The 16,972-nt window shown below is 54.5% G+C and carries 15 protein-coding genes; 5 read left to right on the forward strand and 10 right to left on the reverse strand.

Annotated elements, in window-relative coordinates; translation table 11 throughout:
• Positions 1 to 120 precede the first annotated feature (120 nt).
• Entirely contained in the window at positions 121 to 531 is a 411-nt protein-coding gene (locus FDW88_RS07965; protein WP_115258999.1) for a YbhQ family protein, read from the forward strand.
• On the opposite strand, the gene FDW88_RS07970 is transcribed toward FDW88_RS07965, so the two are convergent.
• From FDW88_RS07970 to cecR, 5 genes are read right to left on the reverse strand one after another with little or no spacing between them, the layout of a single operon-like run.
• Positions 493 to 1,599, reverse strand: coding sequence for an ABC transporter permease (locus tag FDW88_RS07970; protein WP_096757769.1), 1,107 nt, complete (start codon positions 1,597 to 1,599; stop codon positions 493 to 495). The two genes, FDW88_RS07965 and FDW88_RS07970, sit on opposite strands and share 39 nt — an antisense overlap.
• 10 nt (positions 1,600 to 1,609) lie before the next feature.
• Positions 1,610 to 2,743, reverse strand: coding sequence for an ABC transporter permease (locus FDW88_RS07975; protein WP_115258998.1), 1,134 nt, complete (start codon positions 2,741 to 2,743; stop codon positions 1,610 to 1,612).
• Complete coding sequence (locus tag FDW88_RS07980; RefSeq protein ID WP_137362338.1) at positions 2,736 to 4,472, reverse strand: ATP-binding cassette domain-containing protein; 1,737 nt, start codon at positions 4,470 to 4,472, stop codon at positions 2,736 to 2,738. Before FDW88_RS07980 ends, FDW88_RS07975 begins: the two co-directional genes overlap by 8 nt.
• A complete protein-coding gene (gene hlyD, locus FDW88_RS07985; RefSeq protein ID WP_137362339.1) occupies positions 4,465 to 5,460 on the reverse strand; it encodes a secretion protein HlyD in 996 nt (331 codons plus the stop codon). The genes FDW88_RS07980 and hlyD overlap by 8 nt, the downstream gene beginning before the upstream one ends.
• Entirely contained in the window at positions 5,457 to 6,134 is a 678-nt protein-coding gene (gene cecR, locus FDW88_RS07990; protein ID WP_137362340.1) for a transcriptional regulator CecR, read from the reverse strand. The genes hlyD and cecR overlap by 4 nt, the downstream gene beginning before the upstream one ends.
• A gap of 229 nt (positions 6,135 to 6,363) precedes the next feature.
• Between cecR and rhlE the strand changes: the two genes are divergently transcribed.
• The 4 genes from rhlE to FDW88_RS08010 all read left to right on the forward strand — a co-directional run bounded on the left by rhlE (position 6,364) and on the right by FDW88_RS08010 (position 12,222).
• Positions 6,364 to 7,710, forward strand: coding sequence for an ATP-dependent RNA helicase RhlE (gene rhlE, locus FDW88_RS07995; protein ID WP_096757764.1), 1,347 nt, complete (start codon positions 6,364 to 6,366; stop codon positions 7,708 to 7,710).
• A gap of 95 nt (positions 7,711 to 7,805) precedes the next feature.
• Positions 7,806 to 9,956 (forward strand): ATP-dependent DNA helicase DinG, encoded by a 2,151-nt coding sequence (gene dinG, locus FDW88_RS08000; protein ID WP_137362341.1) that lies wholly within the window; start codon positions 7,806 to 7,808, stop codon positions 9,954 to 9,956.
• Positions 9,957 to 9,985: 29 nt separating this feature from the next.
• A complete protein-coding gene (ybiB, locus tag FDW88_RS08005) occupies positions 9,986 to 10,954 on the forward strand; it encodes a DNA-binding protein YbiB (protein WP_117341672.1) in 969 nt (322 codons plus the stop codon).
• 182 nt (positions 10,955 to 11,136) lie between these two features.
• Positions 11,137 to 12,222 (forward strand): malate/lactate/ureidoglycolate dehydrogenase, encoded by a 1,086-nt coding sequence (locus FDW88_RS08010; RefSeq protein WP_137362342.1) that lies wholly within the window; start codon positions 11,137 to 11,139, stop codon positions 12,220 to 12,222.
• Between the two features lie 94 nt (positions 12,223 to 12,316).
• On the opposite strand, the gene ybiJ is transcribed toward FDW88_RS08010, so the two are convergent.
• The 5 genes from ybiJ to mcbA all read right to left on the reverse strand — a co-directional run bounded on the left by ybiJ (position 12,317) and on the right by mcbA (position 16,776).
• A complete protein-coding gene (gene ybiJ, locus FDW88_RS08015; RefSeq protein ID WP_096757760.1) occupies positions 12,317 to 12,577 on the reverse strand; it encodes a DUF1471 family protein YbiJ in 261 nt (86 codons plus the stop codon).
• 300 nt (positions 12,578 to 12,877) lie between these two features.
• The gene (locus tag FDW88_RS08020) at positions 12,878 to 13,144 is read right to left on the reverse strand and encodes a DksA/TraR family C4-type zinc finger protein (protein ID WP_137362343.1); all 267 of its coding nucleotides are present in this window, start codon (positions 13,142 to 13,144) and stop codon (positions 12,878 to 12,880) included.
• 76 nt (positions 13,145 to 13,220) lie between these two features.
• Positions 13,221 to 13,898 (reverse strand): PKHD-type hydroxylase YbiX, encoded by a 678-nt coding sequence (gene ybiX, locus FDW88_RS08025; protein WP_137362344.1) that lies wholly within the window; start codon positions 13,896 to 13,898, stop codon positions 13,221 to 13,223.
• A gap of 43 nt (positions 13,899 to 13,941) precedes the next feature.
• Positions 13,942 to 16,227 (reverse strand): catecholate siderophore receptor Fiu, encoded by a 2,286-nt coding sequence (locus FDW88_RS08030; protein ID WP_137362345.1) that lies wholly within the window; start codon positions 16,225 to 16,227, stop codon positions 13,942 to 13,944.
• Between the two features lie 288 nt (positions 16,228 to 16,515).
• Positions 16,516 to 16,776, reverse strand: a complete 261-nt coding sequence (gene mcbA / locus FDW88_RS08035) for a DUF1471 family periplasmic protein McbA (RefSeq protein ID WP_096757757.1) — start codon at positions 16,774 to 16,776, stop codon at positions 16,516 to 16,518.
• Positions 16,777 to 16,972 lie beyond the last annotated feature (196 nt).

Raw genomic sequence — 16,972 nt, forward strand, 5'->3', positions numbered from 1 at the left:
TCGGCGTCATTTTTCCTTTAAATAGTGTAGTCGGCGTCACAAAAGGATGCGGTGTTACGGAATTTTCCGTAAAGTCCGGTACTCTGAACAATTAGTTAAAGATCCTTCAGGAGAAAAGCCATGAGGTGGCAACAACGTGTTCGTGTCGCAACAGGTCTTAGTTGCTGGCAGATTGTGTTGCATTTACTGGTAGTGGCATTGCTGGTAATGGGCTGGATGAGCGGCACGCTGGTGCGCGTCGGCCTGGGATTATGCGTCGTTTATGGCGTCACGGTTTTATTAATGCTGGCGCTGCAGCGTCATCATGAACAGCGCTGGCGTGATGTCGCCGACGTACTGGAAGAGCTGACCACCACGTGGTATTTCGGTGCGGCGATGATCGTGCTGTGGCTGCTGTCCCGCGTGCTGCAAAACAACGTCTTACTGGCGTTAGCGGGACTGGCGATCCTTGCCGGACCCGCAGTGATTTCGCTGCTGGCGAAAGACAAAAAACTACATCACTTTGCGTCTAAACATCGCATACGCCGCTGATCCGGTCGTGGCCGCTATCACCAACAGTGGCCACAAACTTCCCCAGACAATCTTCAGGCTCGCATCCTTCAGGTAAATCTGTTTCGTGATGTCCGTAAAGTGACGGATTGGGTTTATCCACGTCAGATTCTGCAGCCAGACCGGCATGTTTTCGACCGGAGAAACGTATCCTGACAGTAAAATTGCCGGCATCATAAAGACGAACACGCCGATAAACGCCTGCTGCTGGGTTGAACACAGCGATGAAATCAGCAGACCAAAGCCCACCAACGACAACCCGTAAATCACCATCGTGAAGTAGAACAAGCCCAGCGAACCGGCAAACGGAATGTGATAGGCCCAGATGCCAATAGCCAGCACGATAGTGGCCTGAAAGGTAGCCACGATCAGCGCAGGCACCGCTTTGCCAATGAAAATTTGCCAGGTGGTGAGCGGAGAGACCAGCAGCTGATCCAGCGTGCCCTGCTCACGTTCGCGGGCTACCGACAGCGAGGTGACGATCATCACTCCGATGGTGGTGATCATGGCGATCAGCGACGGAACGACAAACCATTTGTAATCCAGATTCGGGTTATACCAGTTACGCACCACCAGTTCGCTGTTGTTCGGCTTCGCTTTGCCGTCCATCAACTCTTGCTGGTATTCCTTAACGATCTGTTGCAGATAATTCGCTGCGATCTGCGCGCTGTTTGAGTTGCGCCCGTCAAGGATCAGCTGCATAGGTGCTTGTTGGAAGGTATCCAGATTACGCGAAAAGTCGGCCGGGAAGCGCACCAGTAACAGGGCTTTTTGCGTGTCGATGGTCGGTTGGATCTCCTGCGGGCTTTTCAGCAGCAGGATATGGGTAAAGGCGCTGGCGCGGGCAAAGCGCTGTGTTAATTCCACTGAATGCTTGCCGTTGTCTTCGTTATAGATGGCGATAGTGGCGTTGGTCACTTCTAACGTGGCTGCAAACGGAAACAGGATCACCTGAATCAGAACCGGTAAAATCAGGATCGCCCGCGTCTGCGGCTCGCGTAACAGCGACTGCAGCTCTTTGCGAATTAATGTCCATAAACGATGAAACATGGCCGTCCCCTCAATCCAGCCGACGTTTGGTTTTAAGCCACGTCAGACCAATAAACATCACCGCCGAAGCGATTAAAAACAGCACGTTGATGATCAACACTACCGGAATATTTCCCGCCAGAAACAGGCTTTGCAGGGTGCTGACGAAATAACGTGCGGGAATGATATACGTCACCGCGCGAATAATGGCGGGCATGCTGTCTATCTGGAAGATAAAGCCCGACAGCATAATAGATGGCAGGAAAGCGGCGTTGAGCGCCACCTGCGCGGCATTAAACTGGTTGCGGGTGATGGTGGAGATCAGTAATCCCATGCCAAGCGTACTGAGCAGAAACAGGCTGGTGATAAAAAACAGGATCAGCAGAGAACCGCGATAGGGCACGCCAAGAATAAACACCGACACCAGCATACACAGCAGCATCGCCAGCATGCCGAGAAAATAATAGGGGATCAGTTTACACAGCAGCAATTCGACGCGGGTGACTTCGGTCGACAGCAGCGCTTCCATGGTACCGCGCTCCCATTCACGTGCGACCACTAATGAGGTCAGGATCGCGCCGATGACCGTCATAATAATGGTCACCGCTCCTGGAATAATAAAATGCTGGCTGATCGCCGCCGGGTTGAACCAGTAGCGGGTCTGCACGTCGATCAGCGGTTCAAACGATTCGCCGCGGTCTTCTGCCCGCTGCTTTTGCCAAATCTGCCAGATGCCTTCCACATAGCCTTGCACAAAGTTGGCGGTGTTCGGTTCGCTGCCATCGGTGATCACCTGAATGGGCGCAATATCGTTTGGCCGCGCCATCTGCTGGGCAAAATCCACCGGGATCACCACCAGTCCGCGAATACGCCCGGCCTGCATTTTCTCAACTAACTCCTGGCGGTTGTCGCTGATGGTGGCGTCAATATACGGCGAGCCGGTCATGGTATGGGTAAAATCCAGCGCCTCTTCGCTCTGTTGCTCGAGCAAAATCCCCACCCGCAGCTTGCTGGAATCGAGGTTAATCCCGTAGCCGAAGATAAACAGCAACAGTAATGGGATCACCACGGCAATCAGCCAGCTACTGGGATCGCGCACGATCTGCCGCGTTTCTTTAATGCACAGCGCGCGCACGCGTCGCCATGAAAGCGCGTGATTACTCATGTGCGTGCTCCTTATCCCAGTCATTGATAAGCGTGATAAACGCCTGCTCCATAGTCGGGTCCGGCGTGTCGTTATCGGCCGCCTGCGCTTTCAGGTCGTCCGGCGTGCCGCTGGCGATTAGCTTACCGCGGTACACCAGCCCGATACGGTCGCAATATTCCGCCTCGTCCATAAAGTGGGTAGTGACCATCACCGTCACACCTTTTTCTACCATGCTGTTGATATGCAGCCAGAACTCGCGACGGGTGAGGGGATCAACCCCGGAGGTCGGTTCATCGAGGAACAGGATGTCGGGTTCATGCATCAGCGAACAGACCAGCGCCAGACGCTGCTTAAAGCCTAGCGGCAGTTCGTCGGTGGCATGAGAGGCTATGCTCTTCAGGCCGAACGCCTCGCTCATACGATCGATTTTTTCTTTCTGTGCGCGTCCGCGCAGGCCGTAGACGCCGGAGAAAAAGCGCAGATTCTGCTCCACCGTCAGGTTACCGTACAGGGAGAATTTCTGCGCCATATAACCCAGATGCTGGCGTGCTTTTCCGGAACTGACCTTCAGGTCCATGTCCAGCACCAGCGCTTTACCGGAAGTGGGAACCAGAAGGCCGCACATCATTTTAAACGTGGTCGATTTACCCGCCCCGTTGGGGCCTAACAGGCCAAAAATCTCACCGCGTTGGACGGCAAAGTCCACATGGTCGGTGGCGGCAAAATCACCGAATTTTTTGGTCAGCGCTTTGGCTTCAATCACCGTTTCACCGGCGGTACCTTCTACGGTGTGCAGGATAGCGCCCAGCGGCGATTCAGAGGTTCCCGCGCCGCCGAGTAAATCGATAAACGCATCTTCAAAGCGCGGGGCTGTACTGGTGATGGTGATTTCCGGCATGCCGTCAGCCTTGCGAATATCGTCCGCCGTGGCCGCTTTTTTCAGAATCAGGCGCACGGATTTCCCCTGAATCATGCCGTCGCTGACCTGCGGTAACTTGAGCGCGCGTTGTAGCAGTTTGCGGTTATTTTCCTGCGGGCTGCTCATTAAAAAACTGCGCCCGGCCATGGTTTGCGTCAGCTGAGTCGGATCGCCTTGATAGAGCAATTCACCTTCGTTCATCAGCAGCACATCGCGGCACTGCTCGGCCTCGTCCAGATACGAGGTGCTCCAGAGGATCAACATGCCATCCCCGGCCAGTTCATGCACCATTTGCCACAATTCGCGGCGGGATATTGGGTCTACGCCCACGCCGGGCTCATCCAGCAGCAGCACTTTGGGTTCGCCGACCAGCGTACAGGCAAGACCCAGTTTCTGCTTCATGCCGCCGGAGAGTTTCCCCGCCAGACGTCCGGTAAACGGCCCCAGCGAGGTAAACTCCAGCAGACGGGCAAAGGTTTTCTCCCGCGCTTCACCAGTAACGCTGCGTAAATCGGCATAGAGATTGAGGTTCTCCATGACGGTCAAATCTTCATACAGGCCGAATTTCTGTGGCATATAGCCCAGCACCGCATGTAGGGCGCTGTCGTTGATAATGGGGTCAAAGCCAATCACCGTCGCGCTGCCGCCGTCCGGCTTCAACAGGCCCGCCAGCATCCGCATCAGCGTGGTTTTCCCTGCGCCGTCGGGACCTACCAGACCGGTGACATAGCCTGCGTGAATCGTGCAGTCGAGCGGGGCGACCGCCGGTTTTTCCATCCCGGCAAAACGCTTAACCAGCCCGTTGAGGGTAATGACTGCGTCATTCATGCCGCGCCTCGTCACCGAACTTCACCGTCACCGGCATTCCCTGACGCAGCGCGTCGTCGGCATCGGTCACGACAATACGCAGGCGGTAGACCAGGTCGGTACGCAGGTCCGGGGTCTCTACCGTTTTCGGTGTAAACTCTGCTGTTGGCGACACAAAGCCGATTTTGCCGTGGTACGGTTTATCCGGGCGGCCATCGGTATAAAGCAGAATTTCACGTCCTGGCTGCGCCTGGCTCAGATTGCGTTCGTCCACATAGGCGCGGACCCACACCGGCCGGGTAAGCGACAGCGTCAGCACCGTGCCGCCCGCGTTCAGCATACTGCCGGGCTCGACCGCACGGGTAAGCAGTGTGCCGTCAGACGGGGAGGTCAGCGTGGTGTCATGCAAATCGAGTTCAGCCTGCGCCAGCTGCGCCTGCGCCTGTTCGAGCGTCGCTTTCGCCTGGGCTATATCCTGCGGACGATTACCGCTGCGGTATTGACTGAGTTTATCCTGCGCGGATTTCAGCGTTGCCAGCGCCTGGTCGCGTGAAGAACGGGCGTTTTCCAGATCGTTGGCTGAGATAGTGCGGCTTTTCCATAATCCGAGCTGGCGATTATAAAAGTTCTGCGCGTAGTCATACGCCGCCTGGGCCTGCTTCACGGCCGCCGCGGTTTGTGCGATTTCTTCTTCACGATACCCGGCCAGCATCAGGTCGTACTGCGCCTGTGCGGCGGCAACGTTAGCCTTCGCCTGCATCAGCGCGTTTTCGTAGGGGGCGTAGTCCAGTTCGCCCAGTACCTGACCGGCAGTAATCGCATCACCTTCGTCAACCGCCAGCGAGGCCAGCCTGCCGCCTACGCGAAAACTTAAATTGACGCTGCGGATATCGACGTTGCCGTACAGGGTCAGGCCGTTATCTTGTTGGCTTTGATACCACCACGTTCCACCAGCAATCACGGCAACGAGGGCCGCGATAACCAGCCCGAGAACGACAGGTTTTTTCATGACTCCAGACTCCTTTGCGTTAAACCTTGCAGAATAAGATCGATGTGACAGGTGATCGTGTGTTCAATTAGCGCGGTTTTATCCGCATCAAATTGTGACCAACCCGTGCGCAACAGAATAGTTTCTTTACCCAAACGGAAGGCCAGCACTTCACCCAATATGGCGTGGGTATGCAGGATCATTTGGGTGTCATTGGCATCGCGACCCGTATAAGCGGCAATTAAGCGGGTCAGGTGGCTATGCAGCGGGTTGATCACCTGGTCATGCACCAACTGATAGGCTGCAGTGGGGGAGAGCTGTTCGCGCGAAATAAATTTGCTCAGGTTCACCGTGTCATCCTGGGTTAACAGCATGATCATGTTTTTGCAGGCACGCAGGATCAGTTCGCGCATGGCGGCCCGATCCGGCTTGGGTTGGGTAAACAGACGCTCGGCTTCTTCAGCATGAGGGCGAAACTGTGAACCGATAAAATCCGCGATCCACTGGGCGCAGGCGAGATATAAATCCTCTTTTGAACCAAAATAGTAGGTAATCGCGGCGATGTTTTGTCCGGCCTGAGCGGCAATATCGCGCGTAGTGGCATGCAGTCCGTACTCACCAAACTGTGCGAGCGCGGCGGCAATCAGCTGGTTCTTTGCCTGTTCACCTTTAGTTGTCATGGTGGGTGTATTCATGGCATGCCTAAATTATTAATCAATCGATTGATTAAGATTATGACTGATTTCTGCACTTGTCTAGTCTGGTGGTTTATTTTGTTTTTCGCGGCTGGCGGGATAATTTATGCGGTACATCACAAAAACTGCTACACTCCGCCCCTTCATGACATTGTGGTTTTTGTCATCTCTTTTGCGAGTATCGTCCTGAAAACGACACCGGTAACGGTCAGGGCGGTTCGGAGTAGTTATGTCTTTTGATTCCCTTGGTTTAGATCCTGAAATCTTGCGCGCCGTTGCCGAGCAGGGTTACCGTGAACCTACCCCTATTCAGCAGCAGGCAATCCCCGCCGTGCTGGAAGGCCGTGATCTGATGGCCAGCGCCCAGACCGGCACGGGGAAAACGGCAGGTTTTACCCTGCCGCTGTTACAACACCTCATTACCCATCAGCCGCATGGCAAAAGCCGTCGTCCGGTGCGTGCGCTGATCCTGACGCCAACCCGCGAGCTGGCGGCACAAATTGGTGAAAACGTCCGCGATTACAGCAAGTATCTGAACGTCCGCTCGCTGGTGGTTTTCGGCGGCGTAAGCATTAACCCGCAGATGATGAAACTGCGCAGTGGCGTAGATGTGCTGGTGGCAACGCCGGGCCGTTTGCTCGATCTGGAACATCAAAACGCGGTGAAACTGGATCAGGTTGAGATCCTGGTACTGGATGAAGCGGACCGTATGCTGGATATGGGCTTTATCCATGATATTCGTCGCGTACTGGCTAAACTGCCCGCTAAACGTCAAAACCTGCTGTTCTCCGCAACGTTTTCTGACGACATTAAGTCGCTGGCAGAAAAACTGCTGCATAACCCGCTGGAAATTGAAGTTGCGCGTCGTAATACCGCGTCTGAGCAGGTCAGCCAGCTCGTTCACTTTGTGGATAAAAAACGTAAACGTGAATTGCTGTCACAGATGATTGGCCAGGGTAACTGGCAGCAGGTGCTGGTCTTTACCCGTACCAAACATGGTGCCAACCACCTGGCAGAACAGCTGAATAAAGACGGTATTCGCAGCGCGGCGATCCACGGTAATAAATCTCAGGGGGCGCGTACGCGTGCGCTGGCCGATTTTAAATCCGGCGATATTCGCGTGCTGGTGGCGACCGACATCGCGGCTCGCGGGCTCGACATTGAAGAGCTGCCGCACGTGGTGAACTATGAGCTGCCAAACGTCCCGGAAGACTATGTTCACCGCATCGGACGTACCGGTCGTGCTGCGGCTACCGGTGAAGCGCTGTCTCTGGTGTGTGTTGATGAGCACAAGCTGCTGCATGACATCGAAAAACTGCTGAAAAAAGAGATCCCGCGTATTGCGGTTGATGGCTACGCGCCGGACCCGTCGATTAAAGCCGAGCCAATCCAGAACGGACGCCAGCAGCGTGGCGGCGGCGGTGGTCGTGGGCAAGGTGGAGCAGGCCGTGGTCAGCAGCCGCGTCGCCAGGATGGCGGTGCGCCAAAAGCGAAACCGCGTAACAGTGAAGGCAAACCGGCAGGCGACAAACCGCGTCCACCGCGTCGTCCTCGCAGACCGTCTTCTGCACAGTAATTGCGAGCCCGGCCGAATAGCCGGGCTTTTTTTTTGCGACGCGTATCAGAAAGTGCCACAATAGTGGCTGTTTATACAGTATTTCAGGTTTTCTCATGGCATTAACCGCAGCGTTGAAAGCGCAAATTGCCGCCTGGTATAAGGCGCTTCAGGAACAGATCCCCGACTTTATCCCCCGTGCACCGCAGCGGCAGATGATTGCTGATGTCGCGAAAACGCTGGCTGGGGAAGACGGGCGACATCTGGCTATCGAAGCGCCGACCGGCGTCGGGAAAACGCTGTCCTATTTAATTCCGGGGATTGCCATTGCCCGTGAAGAACAAAAGACGCTGGTGGTCAGTACCGCCAACGTCGCGTTGCAGGATCAGATCTACAGTAAAGACCTGCCGCTGCTGCGCAAAATTATCCCTGATCTGCGATTTACCGCCGCGTTTGGGCGAGGGCGCTATGTCTGCCCGCGTAATTTAGCGGCCTTGGCCAGTACCGAACCCAATCAGCAGGATTTGCTGGCGTTTCTCGACGATGATCTGACGCCCAACAACCAGGAAGAACAAAAACGTTGCGCCAGGCTCAAAGGCGACCTCGACACTTACAAATGGGATGGGTTGCGTGATCACACCGATATCGCCATTGATGACGGGCTCTGGCAGCGCCTGAGCACCGATAAAGCCAGCTGCCTGAATCGTAACTGTCATTACTACCGTGAATGCCCATTTTTTGTTGCCCGCCGTGAGATCCAGGAAGCCGAAGTGGTGGTGGCAAACCACGCGTTAGTGATGGCGGCCATGGAGAGCGAAGCGGTGTTACCGGAACCGAAAAATTTGCTGCTGGTGCTTGATGAAGGCCACCATCTGCCGGACGTCGCGCGCGATGCGCTGGAAATGAGTGCCGAGATTACCGCGCCCTGGTATCGGCTGCAGCTGGATTTATTCAGCAAACTCGTGGCGACCTGCCTGGAGCAGTTTCGCCCGAAAACCACGCCGCCGCTGGCTAATCCAGAGCGCCTGAACGCCCACTGTGAAGAGTTGTATGAGCTGATCGCCTCACTAAACAATATCCTCAATCTGTACCTGCCCACCACGCAGGAAGCCGAACACCGCTTTGCAATGGGCGAGCTGCCTGCGGAAGTGATGGAGATTTGTCAGCGCCTGGCGAAGCTCACCGAGATGCTACGCGGTCTGGCGGAACTGTTCCTCAACGATCTCAGCGAAAAAACCGGCAGCCACGATATCGTTCGTCTGCATCGGGTTATTTTGCAGATGAACCGGGCGCTGGGTATGTTTGAAGCGCAAAGTAAACTGTGGCGGCTGGCTTCGCTGGCGCAGTCATCAGGCGCGCCGGTGACCAAATGGGTGACGCGTGACGTGCGTGACGGACAGATGCATGTCTGGTTTCACTGCGTGGGGATCCGCGTCAGCGATCAGCTTGAACGCCTGCTGTGGCGCAGCGTGCCGCATATTATCGTCACCTCTGCCACCTTACGCTCGCTCAACAGTTTCTCGCGCCTGCAGGAGATGAGCGGCCTGAAAGAAAAAGCAGGGGACCGTTTTGTCGCGCTGGACTCGCCGTTTAATCATGTCGAGCAAGGCAAAATTGTCATTCCGCAGATGCGTTACGAACCGTTGATGGAGAACGAAGAGCAGCATATTGCCGAAATGGCGGCTTATTTCCGCGAACAGGTGGAAAGTAAAAAACATCAGGGCATGCTGGTGCTCTTTGCCAGCGGTCGGGCAATGCAGCGTTTTCTTGAGCACGTAACCGATCTGCGTCTGCTGTTGCTGGTGCAGGGCGATCAGCCGCGCTACCGACTGGTGGAACTGCACCGCAAGCGGGTGCAAAACGGTGAGCGTAGCGTGCTGGTTGGGCTGCAGTCTTTTGCCGAAGGCCTCGATTTGAAAGGCGACCTGTTGACCCAGGTTCATATTCACAAAATTGCGTTTCCGCCCATCGACAGCCCGGTGGTGGTGACTGAGGGCGAATGGCTGAAAAGCCTGAATCGCTATCCCTTTGAGGTGCAGAGTTTACCTGCGGCATCGTTCAATTTGATTCAGCAGGTTGGGCGACTCATTCGTAGTCACGGTTGCTGGGGCGAAGTGGTGATTTACGATAAGCGTTTATTGACCAAAAACTATGGTCAGCGTTTACTGAATGCGTTACCCATATTTCCGATAGAGCAACCTGGTGTGCCAGACGTTATAGTAAAACCAAAAGAAAAAGCGAAACCCACACGCCGCCGTCGGCGTTAACGATGTGAGCAACAGGCAAGGAGTTATCGATGGATTACCGCAAAATCATCAAAGAGATTGGGCGAGGTAAAAATCACGCGCGTGACCTGGACCAGGATACCGCTCGCGGACTGTACACCCACATGTTAAACGGCGACGTACCTGACCTTGAGATGGGCGGCGTACTGATTGCGCTGCGTATTAAAGGGGAAGGTGAGGCAGAAATGCTGGGCTTTTATGAGGCGATGCAAAACCATACCCTTCGCCTGACGCCGCCCGTTGCCAAACCGATGCCTATCGTCATTCCCAGCTACAACGGTGCGCGCAAGCAGGCTAACCTGACGCCGCTGCTGGCTATTTTGCTGCATAAGCTGGGTTTCCCGGTCGTGGTGCACGGGGTGAGCGAAGATCCAACCCGCGTGCTGACGGAAACCATTTTTGACCTGATGGGGATTGCACCTACCCTGCATGCCGGACAGGCGCAGGCGAAACTTGAGGGACATGAGCCGGTGTTTATCCCAGTGAGTGCGCTGTGCCCGCCGCTGGAGAAACAGCTGGCGATGCGCTGGCGGATGGGCGTACGCAACAGTGCGCATACGCTCGCGAAATTAGCCACGCCGTTTGCTGAAGATGCCGCACTGCGTCTTGCCAGCGTTTCGCACCCGGAGTACGTGTCGCGGGTAGCGAAATTCTTTGGTGATATCGGCGGGCGCGGCCTGCTAATGCACGGCACGGAAGGGGAGGTGTACGCCAACCCACAGCGTTGCCCGCAGATCAGCCTGATAGACCATTCTGGTGTACGAGTGCTGCAGGACCGCCAGAGCGAGATGCCTGACGAGCCAGTGCCGCTGCCGGTGGCAAAAGATCCGGAAACCACCGCGCGCTGGATAGAGCGTTGTCTGGCCGGAAGTGAGCCGGTACCGGCCTCGTTGAGGATTCAGATGGCCTGCTGCCTGGTGGCAACCGGCGAAGTCGCTACGCTGGCTGAAGGATTTACCCGCGTCGACCAGTGCTTCTGATGTACTCATCTCCCCGGCGGGCCTGATTTACAGGTCCGCCCGTTCCCGCCTTTTCTGCTATTCCTGCTATTTCTGCAATGTGAAATTTCTGCACGTTTATTGACCTCCTGAGCGTCGTGGCGCAGCATAGTTTGTTGAAAAATAAGAAACACAACAAACACGCAACATAACAGGAGATAACCATGAACAGTGGACACCGCTTTCATGCGCCTACGCTGCACGGCTTTATTCAGGCCGTTTTTCGTCAGATGGGCAGCGAAGAGCAGGAAGCGCGCTTAGTTGCCGATCATCTGATCGCCGCGAACCTTGCCGGGCACGATTCTCACGGCATTGGCATGATCCCAAGCTATGTTCGTTCCTTTTCGCAGGGACATTTGCAGCTAAACCGCCACGCGAAAGTGGTGAAAGACGCGGGGGCGGTGGTAACGCTTGACGGTGACAGTGCGTTTGGTCAGGTTGCGGCACATGAAGCTATCACGCTGGGAATCGAGAAAGCCCGTCAGTTCGGTATTGCCGCGGTGGCGCTACATAATTCCCATCACATCGGACGCATTGGCTATTGGGCAGAGCAATGTGCAGCCGCAGGCTTTGTTTCCGTTCACTTTGTGAATGTGGTCGGCATCCCGATGGTTGCGCCTTTTCAGGGGCGTGACAGCCGGTTTGGCACTAACCCTTTCTGCGCCGTGTTTCCGCGTAAGAATGATTTCCCCCTGCTGCTGGACTATGCGACCAGCGCCATTGCTTTTGGCAAAACGCGCGTTGCGTGGCATAAGGGTGAGCCAGTGGCGCCAGGATGTCTGATTGATGCTGACGGCGTTCCGACTACCGATCCCGCCGTGATGCAGGTGTCTCCGCTGGGCTCGCTGCTTACCTTCGCTCAGCATAAAGGCTATGCGCTGGCGGCAATGTGCGAAATTCTGGGCGGTGCGCTTTCCGGGGGGAAAACTACGCACGAAGACAGTTTGCAGGACAGCGCTGACGCCATCATTAACTGCATGACGACGATCATTCTAAACCCGGAATTATTTGGCGCGCCGGATTGTGACCATCAGGTTGCCGCATTTGCGAAATGGGTCAAAGCGTCACCGCATGGCGAGGACGCCCCGGTTCTGCTACCAGGTGAGTGGGAAGTGAATACGCGTGAGGCGCGACTGGCGCAGGGCATCCCGCTGGATTTAGGAAGCTGGCAGGCAATTTGTGAGGCGGCGCAGTACGTGGGGATGCCGGAGACGGTGTTGCAAGAATTCCGTCATCGGTTGGAACAGTAAGCAAAAAAAAGCCCGTCCAGTGGACGGGCAAACAAAGGGTAACAAACAGGGTCAATGAGGGTTGGAGCATTGGGTCTTGCAGGTAATTCGTCGGTTATTTGTAGATAACCGCAGTGCCGCTCATTTTGTCTTTGCCGACAGCGGACGTAATGCTGTAGCCACTTGCACCTGCAGCGGCAGCTTTTTCAGCCAGTTTGGCTTCCAGGCCGTCCAGCGTGCTTGCGCCATCAGCAGATACCACGCCCACTTTATTCATGCTCTGTGCCTGAGTGGAAGTAACAGGCTCGGCAGCGAAAGCGCCAAATGACAGGGTAGACAGGGCGATGGCAGCAACAGCATATTTGATATTTTTCATGATTAATCTCTCGCAGGTTATTCTGTTAGTCAGTGTTTTGTTCGGTAGACGTTGTTTTGTCGATGTGAGAAGTATCACGTTTTTTTAGGTGAGAGAAAATCGAATAGAATTGACGACATCAATCAAAAAAATTGAATGACAAATAACTTATTGAATATTAATAAATTCGGAAGGCGGATTTACAGTTCTTGTCATTGCGATTTACAGAGCCAGCGACAACGGCACATTTTGCTACACTCATTGCAAAAAACCGTGCTCGTAAAGGAAATCGTATGCGCTGAAACTTTTGGTAAAGAAGGGTCAACGTAGCTGGCTGTCTTTCGAACCTCTACGATTATATCCTGAGTATGCGGTGTTATGTGAATATTTATCCTGCTGGCAGGCGATGCATAAACGTACCCCAGGTACCGCCTCGCGCCGGGCCTGAGGGATAGGATTGCCACATTCTTCGCATTCATACAGACTTTCACCCGTGGGTAACTCACCACGGGCGCGGGCGACAGCATCTTCAATAGTATTGTTGATCTGTTCGTTCACTGCGTCGTCATTTGCCCATCCGGATGCCATAGCCCCTCCGTACATTCAGTTTGTATAATAATTATAGTGAATGATATGGATGAAAAACGAACGCACAAGCGCACCGTCAGATTTCAGACCATTCGCGCAGCAGATTATGGTAGAGATTGAGCAGCGATGGGATCTCGGCGTTTTCACCGTGGCGTGCCTTCAGGGACTGGATGTTCTTATCCAATTCAAAGAGCATGGCGCGTTTTTTATCGTCGCGGATCATCGACTGGATCCACATAAACGACGCTATACGAACGCCGCGCGTCACCGGTGTAACGCAATGCAGACTGCTGGAAGGGTAGAGCACCAGGTCGCCAGCCGGGAGTTTGACCGCATGCTGACCGTAAGTGTCATTGACCCGCAACTCTCCACCCTCATAGCTGTCGGGGTCACTTAAGAATAATGTGGCGGAAAGGTCGGTACGCATCCAGCCGCTTTCCGGGTGGCTACGCACCGCGCCATCAACGTGAAAGCCGTAGGTCTCTGCGTTCCGATAACGATTGAACAACGGCGCGGAGATTGTTTTTGGCAATGCTGCAGCAAAGAACAGCGCGCTGCTGTTCACGGCGGCCAGCACCTCTTTATGTAACGCAACATAGCGCTCGCTCTGCGTATCAACCTGCTGGTTATTTTTGACCTGAGCGCCCTGAGCGCCTGTGGTAGCACGGCCATCTATCCACTCGGCTGAGTCCAGCTGTTCGCGAAACCAGGCAACGTCCTGCGGCGATAAGACGCCAGGAATGTGGTACATCATCAGTGTTTCTCCTGAAAGTGGGGCTTGCGCCCCACGTGATACATCAGAAATGCATATTGGCGGTGAGCAGGAAGGTTCTCGGCTCACCCGGATGGTAACGGTATCCGCTCTTGTTGATCGAGGAGACATAATCGGTGTCAAACAGGTTATAGACGTTAAGCTGGAAATCGAGGTTGCGGTTTACGCGATATCCCAGTTTGGCATCCGCGACCCAGTAGCTTTCAGTAAAGGATGGCGTGCCCACCGCGCCGTCCGCGCCGCGATGCATACTGCCCACGTAGCGTGCGCCTGCGCCAACGGAGATATCATCCGTGGCCTGATACTGACTCCACAGGGTGAATGCATGTTCCGGTGTATACGGCAGGGAGGATGAACCATCCTGAGCGACGTCTTTACCGTTATGGACCGTGGCGCGCTGCTGGGTGTATCCGCCAATCACCTGCCATGCCGGGGTAATGTTGCCGGCTACCGACAGTTCGTACCCTTCAACGCGTTTCTCCCCATACTGGGACCAGGTACCGTCATCGTTCTGCTCGACCTCGTTCTCAATGTCGGTGCGGAAAATCGCAGCGGTTAACAGCAGGCGCTTATCCAGTACTTCCCATTTGGTGCCAATTTCGCTGGTCTTTGCTTTTTGCGGTTTAAAATCAGTACGGTTGGCGCTGTTGCCGGTACCGCTCTGGGCGAGGGCAAAATTGCTGCCACCCGGCGGTTGCTGAGAGACCGCATAGTTAATGTAAATGTTGCCGTTATCTGTCAGATGATAAAGCGCACCCGCTTTCCAGTTCACCAGATTACCAGACTTAGCGGTATCGACGGTGGTGACCGGCGATCCTTTGGCTACGCCTGCCGGGCAGGCGACAGCACCGCGCCCGGATGCACCGCATGCAGTGGCGCTGTCATACTCGGTGCGGTAGTTATCGAGACGAATGCCGCCGTTCAGCTCAAACTCACGGGTAATTTGCAAGGTGTCGAATGCATAAATGCCGAAGGTGTCGGTCTGGCCGTTGGCGTTGGCACCGTTACGGTTTAATCCACCCACGCTGACGTTGCTGTTGGGATGGTAAATATTCACCGGCGGTGGCGTGATCGGCACTACGCCGTAGTTGGTCTGCGTTTCACGCGTAAACTCTACGCCGGTGCTGATGTCATGGCCAATGGCGCCGGTATAAAATTTTGAGGTCAGGTTGGTCTGGTTGGTGAGGATTTTGTTGCTGACATCTTTGGTATTGGCCAGACGCGACCAGGTCCAGGTGTCTACGCTGCTGGTTGGCTGCGTGATATTTGACGCGCCGCCCATCACCGCCGTCATCAGGTAATCTTGTTTGACTCGTGACCAGCGCGTGGTATTGCGCACGGTGGTGCTGTCGCTCAGATCATGCTCAAAGCGCATCGTCGCGGTATCGGTCGTCGAGTCGTCGTAATCCGAATCGGTGCCATAGAAATTATGCGTATCCACTTTCCCTGAATGATTCAGGGCAGAAGTTCCTGCAGAAGGTGCAGAGTACCCCGGCAGGCCGATGGTGGGAACACCGCCGTCCGGCGTGTTGTGCTGGGTGACGTGCAAGTAGTTCAGATACAGACGATTTTCGGTGCCTAAACCAAAGGCGATGGACGGGGCCACGCCGTAACGTTCATTTTTAACGTTATCGCGTCCGGCATCGTGCGTCTTTTCGCCCATCAGGTTTAATCGTGCGGCGGTGGTCTCGCCAATGACCTGATTGATGTCCAGCGTACCGCGGCGGAACCAGGCGCTGCCGACGCTGGAAGAGGCATCAATGCCCGAGTCAGTGCGCGGTTGCTTGCTGATCATGTTGATGGAGCCGGTCGGCGCGCTGCGGCCATAATCGGTACCGGAAGGACCTTTAATCACTTCAACTTGTTCGGTATTGAAGGTATCGCGCGTCACGCTGCCAATATCGCGAACGCCGTCGATGTAAATGCTGTTCGAGGTATCGGCCCCACGCATATAAATCGCGTCACCGGTGGTGGAGTTGCCGTTTTCACCGGCGAAAAATGCGCCTACGCCCGGCACGTTCTTTAGCGCATCGGTCAGATTTGTTGCCCCTTGATCCTTAATGACCTGCTCAGAAATCACCGTCATGGTGCGCGTCGTATCAGCAACAGGACGGGAGAATTTCGGATCGGCAGAGTGGGTGGGGGCGTACAGCGACGGTTTGGCGGCTTCTACGACCAGCGTATCTTCTTGTTTCTTATCCTGATCACCTGCAGCGACTGCTTGAGCGACCGGAGACAGGCCGATGCACAGACCGGCAAAAAAGGTGAGTGAATGGAAACTACTGGACGGCAGGTTGCGATTTTTATCCATGTTAATGAGTAGCTTATTATTTTTTGAGTAGAAGGTTTCACTCGTGCGAAGGGACATCTCTTTGGATGTTACGCCTGCAGGTCTCGCCGTAATGAAATGCGTAATTGATAATGATTTTGATAAGCATTATTAATCAGTGCGACTTTTTAGCATTCATTAATTCAAAAATAAATACATTTATTTACATTGGATTCAAAATTCCAACATGATGGTTACAAATTGTGCAGGGAGTACGGAGAGCAAAAAAGAAAACTGCATTCAGGACGAATGCAGTTAGGCTGAGGGAGATTACTTGTAGATAGTTGCGGTACCGTACATCTGATTTTTACCGCCAGCAGCATTAACCACAAAGCCTTTTGCGCCTTGCTCTTTCGCTTTTTCCGCCAGTTTGTCTTCAAGATCGGTCAGGCTTGACGCGCCGGTAGCCGACACGGTTCCGGAAGCCTGTAGCGGGCCGGTGGCAGGACTGGTGTTAGGCGGTGCAGCAAAAGACGCAAATGTCATGCCGGTGAGTACGGTAGCGGCAAGGAGTGTGAGGCATTTCTTCATAATGATATCCTCTGAGAAACAACGGGTAGTGCCTGATAAGTTTAGGACGTCATTGCCGGACGTTTACCGCAAAAAATTGATGGACAACTGAGTGTTTTTTGAACGATTTGTTTTGTGGAAATCCAGCACAAATTATCGATTTTCCGTGCCATGCGTGTTTACCGCGTGGCGTTATGCGGGTATCTTACGCCGCTGT

Origin of the sequence: Citrobacter sp. wls829 (genome assembly GCF_005280825.1) — a bacterium.
Taxonomy (GTDB): Bacteria; Pseudomonadota; Gammaproteobacteria; order Enterobacterales; family Enterobacteriaceae; genus Citrobacter; species Citrobacter gillenii.

Bases quoted from the DNA above. Each gene is read 5' to 3' on its own strand.
- FDW88_RS07965 (WP_115258999.1), top strand. From the start codon at position 121: ATGAGGTGGCAACAACGTGTTCGTGTCGCAACAGGTCTTAGTTGCTGG.
- FDW88_RS07970 (WP_096757769.1), bottom strand. From the start codon at position 1,599: ATGTTTCATCGTTTATGGACATTAATTCGCAAAGAGCTGCAGTCGCTG.
- FDW88_RS07975 (WP_115258998.1), bottom strand. From the start codon at position 2,743: ATGAGTAATCACGCGCTTTCATGGCGACGCGTGCGCGCGCTGTGCATT.
- FDW88_RS07980 (WP_137362338.1), bottom strand. From the start codon at position 4,472: ATGAATGACGCAGTCATTACCCTCAACGGGCTGGTTAAGCGTTTTGCC.
- hlyD (WP_137362339.1), bottom strand. From the start codon at position 5,460: ATGAAAAAACCTGTCGTTCTCGGGCTGGTTATCGCGGCCCTCGTTGCC.
- cecR (WP_137362340.1), bottom strand. From the start codon at position 6,134: ATGAATACACCCACCATGACAACTAAAGGTGAACAGGCAAAGAACCAG.
- rhlE (WP_096757764.1), top strand. From the start codon at position 6,364: ATGTCTTTTGATTCCCTTGGTTTAGATCCTGAAATCTTGCGCGCCGTT.
- dinG (WP_137362341.1), top strand. From the start codon at position 7,806: ATGGCATTAACCGCAGCGTTGAAAGCGCAAATTGCCGCCTGGTATAAG.
- ybiB (WP_117341672.1), top strand. From the start codon at position 9,986: ATGGATTACCGCAAAATCATCAAAGAGATTGGGCGAGGTAAAAATCAC.
- FDW88_RS08010 (WP_137362342.1), top strand. From the start codon at position 11,137: ATGAACAGTGGACACCGCTTTCATGCGCCTACGCTGCACGGCTTTATT.
- ybiJ (WP_096757760.1), bottom strand. From the start codon at position 12,577: ATGAAAAATATCAAATATGCTGTTGCTGCCATCGCCCTGTCTACCCTG.
- FDW88_RS08020 (WP_137362343.1), bottom strand. From the start codon at position 13,144: ATGGCATCCGGATGGGCAAATGACGACGCAGTGAACGAACAGATCAAC.
- ybiX (WP_137362344.1), bottom strand. From the start codon at position 13,898: ATGATGTACCACATTCCTGGCGTCTTATCGCCGCAGGACGTTGCCTGG.
- FDW88_RS08030 (WP_137362345.1), bottom strand. From the start codon at position 16,227: ATGGATAAAAATCGCAACCTGCCGTCCAGTAGTTTCCATTCACTCACC.
- mcbA (WP_096757757.1), bottom strand. From the start codon at position 16,776: ATGAAGAAATGCCTCACACTCCTTGCCGCTACCGTACTCACCGGCATG.